Origin of the sequence: Nonomuraea sp. NPDC048892, assembly GCF_040649735.1 — a bacterium.
Taxonomy (GTDB): Bacteria; Actinomycetota; Actinomycetes; order Streptosporangiales; family Streptosporangiaceae; genus Nonomuraea; species Nonomuraea maheshkhaliensis.
The window spans coordinates 403,094-418,241 of the sequence record NZ_JBEZFZ010000001.1 but is presented as its reverse complement, the minus strand read 5'-3'; the positions used below and the strand labels follow the sequence as shown (position 1 = coordinate 418,241).

Annotated in this window: 13 protein-coding genes, 1 tRNA gene and 1 other RNA gene; 5 read left to right on the top strand and 10 right to left on the bottom strand. The window is 70.5% G+C overall.

Annotated features, from left to right (window positions below):
* The first annotated feature begins 76 nt into the window (after positions 1 to 76).
* Positions 77 to 2,881 (top strand): BTAD domain-containing putative transcriptional regulator, encoded by a 2,805-nt coding sequence (locus AB0C28_RS02025; RefSeq protein WP_358072761.1) that lies wholly within the window; start codon positions 77 to 79, stop codon positions 2,879 to 2,881.
* 177 nt (positions 2,882 to 3,058) lie between these two features.
* Positions 3,059 to 3,574 carry a hypothetical protein gene (locus tag AB0C28_RS02020; RefSeq protein WP_358072759.1) on the top strand — a complete coding sequence of 172 codons (516 nt, stop codon included), beginning with the start codon at positions 3,059 to 3,061 and terminating at the stop codon, positions 3,572 to 3,574.
* 17 nt (positions 3,575 to 3,591) lie between these two features.
* Here the strand turns inward: AB0C28_RS02020 and AB0C28_RS02015 are convergent, their stop codons facing one another.
* The 6 genes from AB0C28_RS02015 to AB0C28_RS01990 all read right to left on the bottom strand — a co-directional run bounded on the left by AB0C28_RS02015 (position 3,592) and on the right by AB0C28_RS01990 (position 8,213).
* The gene (locus tag AB0C28_RS02015) at positions 3,592 to 4,035 is read right to left on the bottom strand and encodes an HIT family protein (protein WP_357839849.1); all 444 of its coding nucleotides are present in this window, start codon (positions 4,033 to 4,035) and stop codon (positions 3,592 to 3,594) included.
* 60 nt (positions 4,036 to 4,095) lie between these two features.
* The gene (locus AB0C28_RS02010; protein ID WP_358072757.1) at positions 4,096 to 4,506 is read right to left on the bottom strand and encodes a hypothetical protein; all 411 of its coding nucleotides are present in this window, start codon (positions 4,504 to 4,506) and stop codon (positions 4,096 to 4,098) included.
* Positions 4,507 to 4,584: 78 nt separating this feature from the next.
* Positions 4,585 to 5,256, bottom strand: coding sequence for a DUF6461 domain-containing protein (locus AB0C28_RS02005; RefSeq protein ID WP_358072756.1), 672 nt, complete (start codon positions 5,254 to 5,256; stop codon positions 4,585 to 4,587).
* Positions 5,257 to 5,335: 79 nt separating this feature from the next.
* Complete coding sequence (locus AB0C28_RS02000; protein ID WP_358072754.1) at positions 5,336 to 6,142, bottom strand: hypothetical protein; 807 nt, start codon at positions 6,140 to 6,142, stop codon at positions 5,336 to 5,338.
* 31 nt (positions 6,143 to 6,173) lie between these two features.
* Positions 6,174 to 7,127: a hypothetical protein gene (locus AB0C28_RS01995; protein ID WP_358072752.1), complete on the bottom strand. Its 954-nt coding sequence runs from the start codon at positions 7,125 to 7,127 to the stop codon at positions 6,174 to 6,176.
* Positions 7,128 to 7,136: 9 nt separating this feature from the next.
* Entirely contained in the window at positions 7,137 to 8,213 is a 1,077-nt protein-coding gene (locus tag AB0C28_RS01990) for a helix-turn-helix domain-containing protein (protein WP_358072750.1), read from the bottom strand.
* 115 nt (positions 8,214 to 8,328) lie between these two features.
* On the opposite strand from AB0C28_RS01990, the gene AB0C28_RS01985 reads away from it, so the two are divergent.
* Positions 8,329 to 9,258 carry an NADP-dependent oxidoreductase gene (locus tag AB0C28_RS01985; RefSeq protein ID WP_358073174.1) on the top strand — a complete coding sequence of 310 codons (930 nt, stop codon included), beginning with the start codon at positions 8,329 to 8,331 and terminating at the stop codon, positions 9,256 to 9,258.
* 24 nt (positions 9,259 to 9,282) lie between these two features.
* Here AB0C28_RS01985 and AB0C28_RS01980 read toward each other — a convergent pair whose 3' ends face one another.
* The 3 genes from AB0C28_RS01980 to AB0C28_RS01970 all read right to left on the bottom strand — a co-directional run bounded on the left by AB0C28_RS01980 (position 9,283) and on the right by AB0C28_RS01970 (position 10,740).
* Positions 9,283 to 9,804 (bottom strand): hypothetical protein, encoded by a 522-nt coding sequence (locus AB0C28_RS01980; RefSeq protein ID WP_358072748.1) that lies wholly within the window; start codon positions 9,802 to 9,804, stop codon positions 9,283 to 9,285.
* 243 nt (positions 9,805 to 10,047) lie between these two features.
* Positions 10,048 to 10,512, bottom strand: coding sequence for a hypothetical protein (locus AB0C28_RS01975; RefSeq protein WP_358072746.1), 465 nt, complete (start codon positions 10,510 to 10,512; stop codon positions 10,048 to 10,050).
* Positions 10,513 to 10,652: 140 nt separating this feature from the next.
* Positions 10,653 to 10,740, bottom strand: a tRNA-Ser gene (locus AB0C28_RS01970).
* Positions 10,741 to 10,838: 98 nt separating this feature from the next.
* Here AB0C28_RS01970 and ffs point away from each other — a divergent pair.
* Together ffs and AB0C28_RS01960 are read left to right on the top strand one after the other, a co-directional pair.
* Positions 10,839 to 10,934: signal recognition particle sRNA small type (gene ffs, locus AB0C28_RS01965), an RNA gene on the top strand.
* A gap of 31 nt (positions 10,935 to 10,965) precedes the next feature.
* Complete coding sequence (locus AB0C28_RS01960; protein ID WP_358072744.1) at positions 10,966 to 13,392, top strand: DNA polymerase III subunit gamma and tau; 2,427 nt, start codon at positions 10,966 to 10,968, stop codon at positions 13,390 to 13,392.
* A gap of 165 nt (positions 13,393 to 13,557) precedes the next feature.
* Here the strand turns inward: AB0C28_RS01960 and AB0C28_RS01955 are convergent, their stop codons facing one another.
* Complete coding sequence (locus tag AB0C28_RS01955) at positions 13,558 to 14,997, bottom strand: GAF domain-containing protein (RefSeq protein WP_357839879.1); 1,440 nt, start codon at positions 14,995 to 14,997, stop codon at positions 13,558 to 13,560.
* Between the last annotated feature and the right edge of the window lie 151 nt (positions 14,998 to 15,148).

Sequence of the window (15,148 nt, the reverse complement as noted above, 5' to 3'; positions counted from 1 at the left end):
ATTTATGGCGTTGAATCCGGTATTGCGGGACCGGTCCGCTCATTGTCGACTCCGTTGAAGGAGGGCAGCGCTCCTAGTGACGCTGGCGATCAGATTTCTCGGCCCGTGGCAGGTATTCGCCGGTGACGAACCGGTCCGGCTGGCCGGGCGCCGACGCATCGGCGTGCTGACCAGGCTCGCGCTGAACGCCGGGCAGGCCGTACACGCCGAGCGCATCCTCACCGACATCTGGGGAGAAAGCTCCACGGTGACCGCCGCCAAACAGCTCCACATCGTGATCTCCAAACTACGCCAGACCCTCGGCCCGCACACCACCGGAGAGATCCTCCAGACCGTGCCAGGGGGCTACCGGCTCGCGCTCGAACCGGACGACGTCGACGCCCACCTGTTCCTGCGCCTGGCCAGACGCGCCCGCACCGCCCAGGCACAGGGGGCCGGCGCGGACGCGCTGTTCCGCCAGGCTCTGGGGCTGTGGCGGGGCGATCCGCTGGCCGAACTGACCGACCCCTGGGCCAGGATCGAGGCCACCCGCCTGGAGGAAGAGCACCTCACCGTCCTGGAGGACCACGCCGATCTCCGCCTCGCGGCGGGCGATCACCACGCTGTGGCCGCCGAACTCGCGGTGCACGTACAGGTTCATCCCCTGCGCGAACGCCCGGTCGCGCAGCTCATGCTCGCCCTGCACCGCGCCGGCCGCCCCTCGGAGGCGCTCGCCGTCTACCAGGCAACCCGCCAGGTGATGATCTCCGAGCTCGGCCTCGAACCCGGCGCCGAACTACGCCGCATGCACCAGGCCGTGCTGGCCAAGGACCCGAGTCTCGACCTGACCACCCCGGCCCAGCAGGTCACGGTCGGGGAGTCGTACCCGCCGGCCGAACTGCCCGCCGACACCCACACCTTCACCGCCCGCGCCACTGAGGTCAGTCACCTGCGCACCGCACTGGGCCCCGACGGCGGGCCCGCCGTCACCGTGATCGACGGGCCCGGCGGTATCGGCAAGTCCGCCCTGGCCGTCCACGTCGCGCACGCCGTGGCACCCGGGTTCCCCGACGGCGTCATCTACGTCAACCTGCACGGGTCCACCCCCGGGCTCGACCCGGTGACGCCGGAGCAGGCCCTGCGCCATCTGCTGCGCTCCCTCGGCCTGGACGGCGCCGCCGCCCCCGCCACCGCCGGCGAGGCCGCCGCCCGCTACCGCTCACTGACCGCGCGCTCCAACCTGCTGGTCATCCTGGACAACGCGCGCGACGTACGCCAGGTCCGCCCGCTCATCCCCGGAGGGCCCGGCTGCCGCGTCCTGATCACCTCCCGCGAACCGCTGGCCGCCCTCGACAACGCCCGCCACCTGCATCTGGGCGCCCTGGACGCCGCCGACGCCGCCGCGCTGCTGTCCCGCCTGGCCGGGCCCGACCGGACCCGCGCGGAACCGCGGGCGGTCGAGCGGGTCGTCGGCCTGTGCGGCGGCTTCCCCCTCGCCCTGCGGATCATCGGCGCCCGCCTGGCCGCCCGCCCCGACCTGACCCTGTCCGGCCTGGAGGCACGGCTGGCCGACGCCACCCGCCGCCTGGACACGCTGGAGTACGCCGACCTGGCCATCCGCGCCAGCATCGCCGTCAGCCACCACCATCTGCGCGAAGAGCCCGCCGGCCGGGACGCCGCCCACCTGCTGCCCCGGCTCGGCCTGCTCGACCTGCCCACCCACACCCCAGCCGCCACCGCCGCCCTGACCGGCTGGCCGTACCACCGCGCGGAGGCCGCTCTCGAACGCCTCCATGACGCCCGCCTCCTCGAACCCGGCCCCGACCGCTACCGCTTCCACGACCTGGTCGGCCTCTACGCCCGTGAACGGGCCCACCAGGACCTGCCGGAGGAAGAACGCGCCGCCGCCGTACGGCGGGCGCTGCACCACTATGTCGCCACCCTCTGGACGGCGAGCACGATGCTCAACCCCGACGCCGTCCTGCGAGCCCCCGTCGAACTGCCCGACAGCCCCTTCGCGGACCTGGCGGAGGCGGGACGATGGGTCCAGGACGAACGTGACAATCTGCTCGCCGCCGCGCAGCAGGCGCTGGCCGGCCCCGACCCGGCGACCGCCGTCGGCCTCGTCATCGGACTCCACTGGCCCTTCTGCTTCCAGGGCTGGCACACGCAACTGGACGGCGTCTACGCGCAGGCCATCGAGGTGGCCCACCGCATCGGAGCCTGGGAGGACAAGGCCCAGCTCAGCAGCTTCCTCGGCTGGGTGTACCGGGACCAGGGTCGCTACGACGACGCGATAGCGCAGCTGAGGACGGCGCTCACCGACTGGGACCGGGCCGGCCTGCCACGCAGGAAGGTCGGCGTGCTCAACAACCTCGGCGTCATCAACGCCATCGTGGGCCGCCTCGACGAGGCGCTCGGCCACCTGGAGTCCGGGCTGGAGCTCAACGACGAGGCCGAACGCCCCGTGGCCACGGCCACCCTGCGCAACAACCGGGTGCACGTCTACTACCGCCAGGGCCGCTTCGACGAGGCCATCGCCGAAGCCCGCCTGCTCGTGGAGCAGGCGCCGCCGACGGGCCCGCTCGCCGACGCGGGCATCGCCCACGGCTCGCTGGGCGACGCCTACCGCCACGCCGGCCGGCTCACGGAGGCGGCGGAGAGCTACACGACGGCCGTACGACTGCTGCGCGAGGCGGGATACCACCTGAAGGAGGCCGTGTCGCGGTGGTGGTTCGGCACCACGCTGCACGGCCTCGGCCGCCACGCCGAAGCCCGGCGGCAGTGGGAGGACTCCGTCCGCCTCCTGCGCGACGCCCGCCTGCTGACGCCGGGGGAGGCCGGCGACATCCTCGCCCAGGCCGTGCCGGAAACCCCTCAGCCGATCAGAAACATGCTCTGACCCGCGCCGTTCCGGCCCGTGTGCTCTTCATATTCTCCGTACATACCGAAATTTCGTAGGGTTCGTTCGGCGCAGGACTCCTTGCGTAAAGGAGTTTGATCATCGCGCTCCTCGAAGTTTTCCGATCGGTCGGAAGATCGCTTTTTCGGAAATGCCGTGAACGGTGAAGGAGAATCAATGCGACCCCTCACGCGACTCCGGACTCCCACGATCGGGGTGGCGCTCACCGCCACCCTCGGAGCCGGGCTGTTCATGACGCCCCCCGCACACGCCGCGCCCGACGCGAAGATCAGCATCATCAAGCGGGTCGGCCCGATCCAGTCCGTGGTCACGAAGGTCAGGATCAAGGACCACCGCGGCCGGAAGTACCCGATCAAGGTGACCACCACCTGGGACTACCGGAATGCCAGGTCCGCGCAGTTAAGGACCATCGTGATCCGGGAGAACGGCTTCCCCAGGGGCGCGTGCATCTTCCCTGACCTCTACTTCGCGAACGCGAACAACTGGGAGGCACAGCGACGCAGATACGGCAAGATCTGCGACGGCCAGTCGAAGGCGTACCGGGTCAACAGAATTGTCAGAGGAAGAGGGAGAGACCTCGGGCAGCTCTGGATCACGACTCCCAACCCGAGTCACCCCGGCTGCTGCGGAGCGCGGCAATACACCATCGAATTCCACATCGCTAAGCGCTGAGCTCATTCGGAAAAGCGCTACGGGTTGAGCGCGGCACGCAGCCGCTCCGCGTAGGCCCGGCGACGACCGGCGGGCAGCCACTCGGGCTCCGGCGACGTGCGGTAGAGGTCGTCGCCGGGGTAGCGGGGGAAGAGGTGCTGGTGGAAGTGCCAGACGTCCTGGTTGCCCGCGGGCTCGTTGTGCTGCCGCGTGGAGACGCCCGCGCAATCGTACGCGGTGCGCATGGTCCTGGCCAGCAGCCGGGTGACGTCGAAGATCGCGTGCCCGTCGGCGGCGGGGAGGTCGTACAGGTTCTCGTGATGGGCGACGGGGATGATCAGCAGATGCCCCGCGTTCCGCGGCCACCAGCGGGGGCAGATCATCGCGAAGACGCGCTCGTCCCGGTAGACCACGTCGGGCTCCCGGTCCGGGGTGAGGTGACAGAACGGGCAGTGGTAGTCGGCGGGGGCGTGGTTGTGCACGCGACTTCTCCTGGCTGGACATGGTTTCTGGAGTTTGACGAAGCCGCCCGGAGGGGGCTCTCAGACCGGCCACTCGACGAGCTCGTCCAGAGCCGGTGGCCGGTACCCGGACCCCTTGAGCACCTTGCCGTCCGCCCGGCGGAGAACCCGTCCGTCGGCGTCGAGCTTGCTCATGTTGGACCGATGAACCTCGACGAACACGGCCGGCAGATCGATCCCCAGCGCGTCCGCCGCGCCGTAGGTGACATACAGGACATCCGCCAGCTCCTTCGCCACCGCCCGGTACGCGCTGAGCGGATCGCCGCCGGCCCGCAGCGCCTGCGCGAGCTCGGTCAGAGCCTCGGCCGCCTCCCGCGCCTCCTCGACCAGCAACGTCCGCCGCTGCTCCGCCACCTCGGGCCGCGCCGCATCGGCCACACCGTCGAACACCTCACGAAACTCGGCGACCCGCCGCATCGGCTCATGATCCATGCCCCGACCCTAAGCGCTCCGGACGATCCTCAACCGGTCTAACGGGCGTACGGCGGCTCACCGGACGCGCAGTCGTCGTTACAGCAGACCCTGCGCGCGTAGCACGTCGGCAAGACTCTGCGAAGAGCTCTTCTGCTTGGGGCTGGGGTCCCTGTGGGGTTCCGCGCCGAGGTAGCGCAGCTTTCGCAGGTCCGTGGCGAGCGGGAGCCCGGTGATGTCGCTCGCCAGGGCGAACGAACGCTCCATCGGATGCTCGATCCCCGGTCCGTCGATGTCGTGATCGGGATCCAGCCCGGCCTCGCGCATCTTCGTGACCAGGCGGTCCGGATCGCTGCCCGATCGCTCCTCCGGGTACATCGGGTCGAACCAGACGACCGGCGCGCCGTCGACGATGTAGGCGAAGGTGTCCTGGGCGTAGTCGTGGCGGCAGACCGCCACGACCTCGGTTCCCCGCGAGACCGGGTTGTAGATCTCGGTGGCGACGGCCATCATCCATCCCCCCGGTTCGATGACCACGGTCCAGTCGCCGACCCGGGCGGCGCCGATGTAACCGGCCGCGTCGTCCCTCATGCTCTCCGCCGAGAGATAGTCCAGTTCCTCGAACGTCACCTCTTCCATGGTCTCCTCCTCCACGCCGAACCGGCGGAGCGCCTCCTCCGGGGACAGGTCACGGACGAAGGACACGCAGTAGATCTCACCTAACGTCTCGTAACCGGGGAAGCAGGGAAGGTCATCGGGGGCCTCTGTCATGGTCGCTCCTTGATCGCCTGAGCGGCATGATCGCACCCGCCGCCGACAAACCGCGTCGGTCCTGGTCAGAGGGACGTACTCAGGTCCAGAGGTAGAGCCCCTGACCGGCCCGTACGACCGGGTCCAGCCAGTCGAAGAACTCCTCCACCCACGGATCCCGCACGGGATCGCCCGGTGACGCGGGCGGACGGCGTGTGAACGCGGGCGGACGGCGTTTGAACGCACCCGGCACCACGCGGCTGAACCCGCGAGTGGCCTGCTCCAGCAGCACGCCGTGCCGCATCACCGCCTCATGCTGCTCCCGCTGGCCGGGCACCGCGACGTCGTCCCGGACGGTCTGCGGCGGCGGGCCCGGGGTGGGCGCGATGGGCGGGTTGGGCAGGACGAACACATGGTGGCGGGCTTCGACGAAGGCGGGTTTACGGGTCCAGGCGTTCGTACGGTCCAGGGTGGCCCGCGCCGTGGCGAGCAGATCTTCCTGGGTCTCGGCGATCAGGCGGCTCGTGTCCCACGTACGCAGCCGCTCGCGGTAGTGGCGGAACCCGCCGGCGCTGGTCTCGTCGTACCAGCGCCGCCACCTGACCGCCCACTCCGCCAGCTCATCGGGAAGGAGCGTCGTCCAGGCCGCCTCCCGCCATTCGGGCGGAAAGACGGGATTGGCGCCGATGACGTTGACCCGATGCGAACGGCCCGAATCGAGCACCAGCATCGAGCACAACCGCTCGTCAAGATCCCGCCACCGCGCGAGGTCGTGGCCGGTCTCTTCAAGAGGGCCCGTACGCAGTGCGTGGGCCAGGCGAGCGTGGGCGCGGGTCAGCCGTACCAGCTCACCGGGATCCCTTCGGGTGACGTCGCGCACGGCCGCAGGCACCCAATCCGTCCCCACGGCCCGTCATCGTAGCTGGCGATCATCGATCTCAGGCAGGCGCCAGCCGACCTATCCGATCGAGAAACGCGACGTTCGCATCACTCATGAGCATCCCGTTGTCCACCGAAGGCCGGCAAGCAGGAAGGATCCGCACCCAAGCCGGCGGCCCCTCCGCGTAACCGAAGTGCAGATGGAGCACTTCGCGCCGTCGGCCGCCGACTTCCTCGCACACGCTCCGGCTCGGCTCGGCGTCCAGCGAGTTCAGCTCCGTCGCCAGCTCGCGCGCCTGCCGTTCCCCGTACTCCCGCCCGGGAGACGGGCTCGGCGTGGAGTTCCTCGGTACTTGCCGGCAAATCAGCACCTTGATCGCCCCATCGGGCACCATCTGCTCACCCTGCCCCCGCCGTCCGGTCGCCGGGTCGCACGGGCCCTTGGGCGGCAGGAGCCTCCAGGTCCCGGTGCGGTAGGCGGCGGTGATGCTGGGCCCGACGTAGGCGTTGCTGACGACTGTGCCGTTGGTGGTCATGACACAGGAGTTGACCTCCTCGGCACTGCCCACCCACAGCGCCTGGCCGTCGGGGTAGGCGAACCGGATGAGGTAGTTGGTCACCTGCCCGCCCACCAATGTGCACACCATTTCCGGGGGATCGGTGGTGACCGGAAGGTATCCCAGGTCGTGGGCCATCGACGCGGCCTGATCGGTCAAGGTCCGTGATCCGGCGAGCGGCCGGCCCGGTTTCGTGCTGTGCCCGGGGTAGGCGCAGATCAACGCGCCGACCGGCTCGCCGGGCACGAGCGAGTCGGCGACCCCGTCGAGGTCGGCGGCAGCCGGCACCCAGCGACCGATCCGGTCGCTGTCCCATCGCTGCGGACACGAAGCCGGCACGGGCGCGCCGGCCGTGCCAGGAACCAGGACGACCGCGACGAGAAGCAGAACCGCGGCCACGACGACGCCGATCCAGTGGATGGGTTTCACACGTTGCAGACGCTGCCCGTCCGCCACCGGTTCCCCTCAGCGCCCCGGCCCTGAGGCTTCCCCGACCTCGCCCGCGGCAGGAGCCGAGACGCGGAACGTGCGCCGGTACACCGATGGGGCCACCCCCGTCTCCGCCGCCAGGTGCCGCCGCAGCGAGGTGGCGGTGGCGAAGCCGACCTCGTGCGCGACCCGTTCCACCGGCAGGTCGCTGGACTCCAGCAGGTGCCGCGCCCGCCGCAGCCGCTGCTGGGTGAGCCAGCGGCCAGGGCTCAGACCGGTCTCCTGCCGGAAGCGCCGGGCGAAGGTGCGGGTGCTCATCGCCGCGTGCGCGGCCAGCTCCTCCAGCGACAGCGGCAGGTCCAGCCGCTCCAAAGCCCAGTCACGGGTCGGTCCTGTGCCGGTTTCGCTCGCCGGCGGCAGCGGTCGTTCGATGTACTGCGCCTGCCCGCCGTCCCGGTACGGCGGCACGACGCAGCGGCGGGCGACCTGGTTGGCCACCTCGCTGCCGTGGTCCTGGCGCACCAGGTGCAGGCAGATGTCGACACCGCTGGCCGCTCCCGCGGAGGTCAGTACGTCGCCGTGGTCGACGAAGAGCACGCCGGCGTCCAGCTCGACCCGGGGGAACAGCTCCTGGAAGATGCCGGTGAGCTCCCAGTGGGTGGTGGCTCGTCGTCCGTCCAGGAGACCGGCGGCGGCCAGCAGGAACGCGCCGGTGCAGATGGACACCAGGCGGGTGCCGGGGCAGACGAGGGACAGGGCGGCCAGGGCCAGCGGGTCCGGCTCGGCGGCCGTGGCCGGCGAGATCCCGTACGGAGGAATGATCACGGTGTCCGCCTCGGCCAGCACCTCGGGACCGTGCCCGGGGGTGACGGTCAGGTCCGCGTCGGTACGTACGGGCTGCCCGTCCACGCTCGCGGACAGCACCTCGTAGCGGCCGTCGGCGGATCCCAGGACCCGGTGCGGGATGCCGAGCTCGAAGGGGTAGACGCCGTCGAGGGCGAGGACGACGACCTTGTGCGCGCCGGGCCGCGGGGCCTGGTCCAGTGCGGCCGCACGTTCAGCGAGGTCGCGGGCCCGGGCCGACGCGCGGTGGGCGGCAGGGTCGATGGGCATGGCAAGAATGTATCGGAGGGTGACTTTCTTGCCATCGCCCTGGGCTGGACCGCGACGCCAGGATCAAGGCATGACCCCTGACGATCTCGGCTCCCCGAACCCCGCTGCCCCTGTGATGCTCGCCCTGCACCAGACGACCCTCGGCGGCCCTGAAGTGCTGCGATTGACCGAGCTTCCCCGGCCCACGCCCGGCCCGGGGGAGATCCTCGTCGCCGTACACGCGGCCGGGCTCAACCCCACGGACTACAAGCACCGCGCCCTGAGCATCTTCCTGCCACCCCCGCCGCTGACCCTCGGCTGGGACGTCTCCGGCACCGTGGCGGAGACCGGCCCTGGCGTCACCCTCTTCCAGCCCGGCGACGAGGTGTTCGGCATGCTGCCCTACCCCCATGGGGCCGGCTCCCACGCCGAGTACGTGACCGGCCCCACCCGTGCCTTCGTCCCCAAGCCCACCGGGATCGACCACATCCAGGCGGCCGCTCTGCCGCTGGCCGCGCTCACCGCCTGGCAGGCCCTCGTCGAGACCGCGGACCTGCGGTCCGGGCAGCGGGTGCTGATCCACGCCGCGGCCGGCGGTGTCGGTCACCTCGCCGTACAGATCGCCAAGGAACGCGGGGCCCACGTCACGGGGACGGCGAGCGCCCCCAAACACGCCTTCCTGCGCGAACTCGGCGCGGACGCCTGCATCGACCACCGCTCCGAGGACTTCACCGACACCGAGGAACGCTACGACGTCGTCCTCGACACCCTCGGCGGGGAGACCGCCACCCGTTCGGTGAGCGTGCTCCGCCCCGGCGGCGTCCTCGTCTCCCTGGTGCCGGGCGCCGAGGACACCCCGGCCGCAGCCGAGAAGGCACAGGTCCGCGCCGTCACCCTGATCGTCGAACACGACCAGGCGGGGATGCGCGCCATCGCCGCCCTCGCCGACCAGGGCAGCCTCCGCGCCCACGTCTCCGCCACCTTCCCCCTCGCCGAAGGCGCCCGCGCCCACGCTCTGGGGGAGACGGGCCGCACCACGGGCAAGCTGGTTCTCACCGTACGGTGAGGCGGGACGGTACCTGGGGCCGGGCTATCTCGAACTACAGGCGTGCTTGACGAATCCTTGGAGCCACGTATCCCGCGTTCCAGCGATGGAGCGATCCAGATGGACGGTCTCCTCGCCCTTCGGCCGGAGGACACGGAGGGGTACCGGCCATTTCCCACGCGTGGCGGTCGTGCAGTTGGTCACGCGATACTTCAGCTGGAGCGCGATGCTCTCGCCGGGGAGAAGCACATACGGCCCTCGCCGTTCGGCGTTGAGCAGCTTCAGTCCAGGCCCGCTGCGTCCGATTCCTACTATGGTCACGGATTCCTTACCCGCGTTGACGAAGTCCACTGAGAGTTCGAAGCCGTTTTGATCACTGACTCCGCCCATACCGCCCGTCGTTAAGAGTCGAGGCTTGCCGACTGCGATGGGGACACTCATGAGCGTTGTCTTCTGAGGAGGGGTCATCGTCTCGGCCGTGTCGGCGTGGACGGTCGATCCCTTGAGAAAAAGGGCCACGAATACGAGCGCGACGGCGCTGACAGAAGAGCGGGATGAAATGTTCACCTGGCACATCATTCACGACCGGAAGCGGTGTTAAACGGGCGATCCGTACGACCGGAGGGTTGGGCGGCATGCGTCCGGCGTAGACCTCGACCTCGGACGTCGAGCTTCGTGAGGTCTATCGCGAGCTGTACGGGGTCGCCGCCGGAACCGCGGCGTCTCCAGATCGACTCTTGAGGGGTCTGACTTGCCTGAGCATCCTTGTGCCCTGTTGGAAACAGGGCTTTCAGCGGTCGCAGTACACGTCTACTCGTTCACGCTGGATAGTGACACCAGGACGTAAGTTGCCCACTTCTTCGGATCAGCTTGCCGTGCTTTTTCTGCCGCCGGCTCCAGTTGTGCCCCGAACGATTCCAGATCCTCCACAGGGCCAAGCCTCGTGGTCGTCCCCTTCCAGCGACTCGATTCCATGTGGACCACCGTCTCAATAGAGCTGACCTCGTTCCACCCGAGCTGCTTCAGTCGATTGCGCACGAGGTCGAGTGCTTCGGGGAAGTCGGCGGCCCGCAAGTCGACCACCAGAATCTCATCGACTTGTACAGTCCGCTCGTACACCGGGTCCGTGAAGGTCTGCGTTACGACGCGGCCCACGCTTCGCACTTCCGTGAGCGCGCCAGGATCGACCTTGATCACTGTCTCGGGCCACCATGTCGCATCGCAACCGGAAACGGCGACTAACAGGCACAGTGCCGCCAGTAAGCGCTTGACCATGAGCGACCTTTCTCTGCTCGACGGCGAGCACGCCAGCGAGCCTGGACGCCTCAGGCCGTCGTCCCGGAGGAGGAGAGCCCTCCGCAGGGGCCGGAAAGCAAGAAGGGGTGCACCGTCATCACGGTGCACCCCTGCTCTGCTGGCGGAGGATAGGGGATTTGAACCCCTGATAGGTTGCCCTATACACGCTTTCCAAGCGTGCGCCCTCGGCCACTAGGCGAATCCTCCGCCGACGAGCTTACCGGACTTCCCGAGCGGTGCGGACCACGTTTTCGGCGGGTTGGCTCAGGGTGGAGCGAGCACTGCGGCATCCGGCTAGACTGTCCAGGGACCCCTCGCGCGGCGTCATCCTGTGAACCTCCCCAGGGCCGGAAGGCAGCAAGGATAAGCGGGCTCTGGCGGGTGTGCGGGGGGTCTCTTCGTTGGGAGCCCCCTCGCAGGCGGGATGGTCGTATGAGCCTTGCGCTTTACCGCAAGTACCGACCCGGGACCTTCGCCGAGGTCAAGGGTCAGGAACACGTCACTGACCCGCTGCGACAGGCGTTGCGTACCGGCCGCATCAACCACGCCTACCTGTTCAGCGGCCCCCGTGGGTGTGGCAAGACGTCCAGTGCCCGCATCCTGGCGCGTTCCCTCAACTGCGAGAAGGGCCCGACCCCCGATCCGTGCGGCGAGTGCGAGTCGTGTGTCGCGCTGGCTCCGACCGGGCCTGGTCACCTCGACGTCATCGAGATCGACGCCGCCTCCCACGGTGGTGTGGACGACGCGCGCGACCTGCGTGAGCGGGCCTTCTTCGCGCCCGTGTCCGCGCGCTACAAGATCTACATCATCGACGAGGCGCACATGGTGACCCGCGAGGGTTTCAACGCGCTGCTCAAGCTCGTCGAGGAGCCCCCGCCGCATCTGAAGTTCATCTTCGCGACGACGGAGCCGGAAAAGGTCATCGGCACCATCAAGTCGCGTACGCATCACTACCCGTTCCGGCTGATGCCGCCCGCGACGCTCCGGGCGCTGCTGGAGGAGATCCTCACCTCCGAGAGCGTGCCGTTCGAGCCCAACGCGCTGCCTCTGGTCGTGCGCGCGGGCGCCGGCTCGGCCCGTGACTCGCTGTCGATCCTCGACCAGCTCCTCGCCGGGGCGGAGGAGGACGGCATCACCTACACCAAGGCCGTCTCCCTGCTCGGCTACACCGACGGCGACCTGCTCGACGAGGTCGTCGGCGCGTTCGCGGCGCGCGACGGCGCCCAGGTCTTCCACACGGTCAACCGGGTGATCGAGGGCGGTCACGACCCGCGCCGCTTCGCCTCCGACCTGCTCGAACGCTTCCGCGACCTGGTGATCCTGGCCAACGTTCCCGAAGCGGCCTCCAGCGGGCTGCTCGACCGGCCCGCCGACGAGCTGGAGCGGTTGGTGCAGCAGGCGGCCTCGATGGGGCCGGCCGAGCTGACCCGCGCCGCCGAGATCTTCAACGCCGGCCTCACCGAGATGCGCGGCGCGACCTCGCCGCGCCTGCTGCTCGAACTCATGTGCGCGCGGGTCCTGCTTCCGGGGGCGGCGCAGGGTGAGGGTGCGTTGCTGGCGCGGCTGGAACGGCTCGAACGTGGTGGCGCGGTCGCTCAGATGGCCGCGAGGGCGGCTGTTCCCACTGCTCCCACTGCTGCTCCTACTCCACCGTCTGTTGTTGCTCCACCTGCTGTCGGCGGTACGGCTGCGGGAGTGCAGGGTTCCTCAAGTACGCCTGCTTCCGCCGTGCCCGCCGGTGGGTCCGCGGCTCCCGTGGGCGCGGCCGAGCCGTCCCCTGCGCCCGCTCATGGTGGTGACGGTTGGCCCGAGGCGGTGCGTCCCGGTGCGTCCGCTCCCACTGCGGGGCCGGCCTCCGCAGGTGGCGCGGCGTCGGCGGCGGGCAGCGGGGCTCAGCAGGCTGCCCCGGGCGGTCCCAGTGGGCCGACGCCGGGTGGGGCCGGTGCCATGCAGGCGCAGTGGGCCGCGGTGCTGGCCGCGCTCAAGCAGCGCAGCATCGTCGTCTGGGCGAACGTGAGCACCAACGCCCAGGTCGTGGGGGTTGAGGGCAACCTGGTCACGCTGGGGTTCGCCCAGGTCGGCGCGATGAAGAACTTCACCGGTGGCGGCAAGGACGCCGTGGTGGCGGCCGCGCTGGGCGATGTTCTGGGGGGTACGTGGCGCGTCGAGGCGGTCGTCGGCGGCTCGCCGGCTCCGCAGGCCGCGCGCGGGCCCGCCCGTTCCCCGTCGCACGGCCCGTCCCACGCCCCGTCGCACGGTCCGGCTCAGGGCGGTCACGGTTCCGCGCCGGGAGGGCCGAACGCGGCCGGGCCCGGCCAGTCTTCAGGGCCCAGCGGTCCGCAGGTGGTGGGGGGTCAGACGGCGCCCGGACCTCAGGGGGCTCAGGGCACGACGGGTCCCCAGGGGCGTACGGCGTCCCACGGAGACTCCGCCGAGGACAAGGGCGGGCAGGACCCCGGCCAGCCTCCTGCCGCCCCGGCAGGACCTCTGGCCACCGACGAGTCCTGGCCCGACGCCCCCGACGACTTCGGACCCGGCGCTCCGCCGAACCCCGACCCCACCCGCACCGTCGCCGCCGCTCAGTCCGCAGCAGCGGGTCCGAGCGTGGCCGCGGGATCCGGCCTGGCCGCCGCCCGATCGGCCGCCAAGGCCGCCGCGCAGGCGGGTCCGCGCGTCCCGATGGCCCGTGGCGGTGCCGCCGCCTGGCCCGACAAGGTCCCAGGGCGTGACAAGAGCCCCGATTCCGACGAGGTGGACCCGCTCAACGACGCGGACGCGGATGTGGACGCCGTCTCGGGCATGGCCCTGCTGGAGAGGGAGCTCGGCGCCCAGGTGATCGGCGAAATCGATCACAGCTGAGGGTGAGTTCGGGGTGCGCGGGTCCGCGTATCGGTGATGGGTGATGCGGGTATGCCGCCGCATCCGCATGGCACTGCCTTGTGGGTGATACGTGGTCGTGGGCGAGCGCCTCACCCCGGGTGACTCGTGCCGATGGTGGTGCGGCCTGGCCCTCGGTGACTCGTGTCAGGACAGGAGGCGGGAGCGGGCGGCGGCGGAGCGGGGGTCGGTGGAGGGGAGGGCGGCGAGGCGTTCCAGGACCTCGTAGTCGTCGCGCCCGTTGCACGTCTGCGCGTACGCCCACAGATCCTCGGGCGACCCCTCCCGCAGCAGGCAAGCCCGCACCTGCGCCTCCAGTTCGTCGCGTTCGCGGCGGATCTCCGGCGACTCCGAGCGGGGCAGCAGCGGGCCGGCGTAGGAACGGGCCAGGGCGCGGGGGTCGCGGGCCGTCAGCAGGCGGCGCAGGGTCAGGAAGTCGGCCTCCACCGGACAGGTCAGCCGGTACGGCTTCGCCGCGATGGCCTCCCCGAGCTGGGCGCGTAGCCGGTGGATCTCGGCCCGGATCGTGACGGGGTTGCCGGCGTCGCCGTACAGGTGGAAGGAGAGTTGTTCGGCCGTCAGGCCGTGGGGGTTGAGGGCGAGGAGGGTGAGGATCTCGGCGTGCCGCAGCGACAGGGGGCGGTCACGGTCGCAGAAGGCGGCGGACGGGACGCCGGCTCCGAGGAAGGTGAGGGTCAGGGGCTGCGGGGCGGCGGACGGCGTGGCGCGCAGGAGGAAGCCGTCGGAGAAGGGTTCGAGCTGGGCGACGGTGCCGTCTCTGAGGATCATGCGCCGGCCGGGGCTGCGGGCGCTCTGCTCGCCGAGGTGGACGCGTTCGCCGAGGCCGCCGGCGGGGTCGCCGGAGATGACGCGGCCGGTGGGGGAGAGCAGGATGCCGGGACGGCCGTGGAGCGACTCGTAGCGGCGGCGCAGGCGTTCGTCGCGTTCGTGCATGCTCAGGGCGAGTTGCGTCTCGGCGAGCTTGGCCGTGGCGGCGACGAGGGCGAGCGTGGCGGGGTGGAGGCTGCGGGCGGTGCCGCTGACGTCGACGCAGCCGATGACCCGGCCGGAGTCGGGGTCGGTGATGGGGGCGGCGCTGCACGACCAGATGTGCAGGACGCGCATCAGGTGCTCTTCCGAATAGACGTGAACGGGCTCGCCTGTCGCCAGGGCCGTGCCCATGCCGTTGGTGCCGACGTCGCCCTCGGCCCACTGGTGCCCGTCGGACAGGCCGACCTGGTCGGCGCGGCGCAGGGTGGTGGGGGTGCCGTCGCGCCACAGGACGCGGCCGTCGCCATCGGTGACGATCATGATGTGGCCGGTCTCGCCGGCCAGCCCGGACAGGGTGTGGGCGAGCAGCGGCAGGAGGCCCTGCAGCGGGTGGGACTCGCGCATGTCCCTGATGCGGGCGGGATCGCACACGAGCGGGGCGCTGTGGCCCTCCGGATCGACCCCGGCGTCCAGCGAACGGCGCCAGGATGCCTTGATCAGGTGACGTGGCGGTTCCGGCCAGGGCAGACCGGTCACCGCGGCTTCATGCGCTCCGCGCAGAAGGCGGGAGTACGCGTCGAGATGGGCGTAACTCATCGGTCACTCCAAGTAGTCAACTAGAGGATCCGTCTTGAGCGCCCTTCGCGCAACCCGTTCAGGGGGATTGCAGAGGGTGATTGAATGAGCGCAACGTGTGTGCAACGTTCACCCGGCTAGCGTCCTTTACCAACGCGTCGGCGTGGTGCGG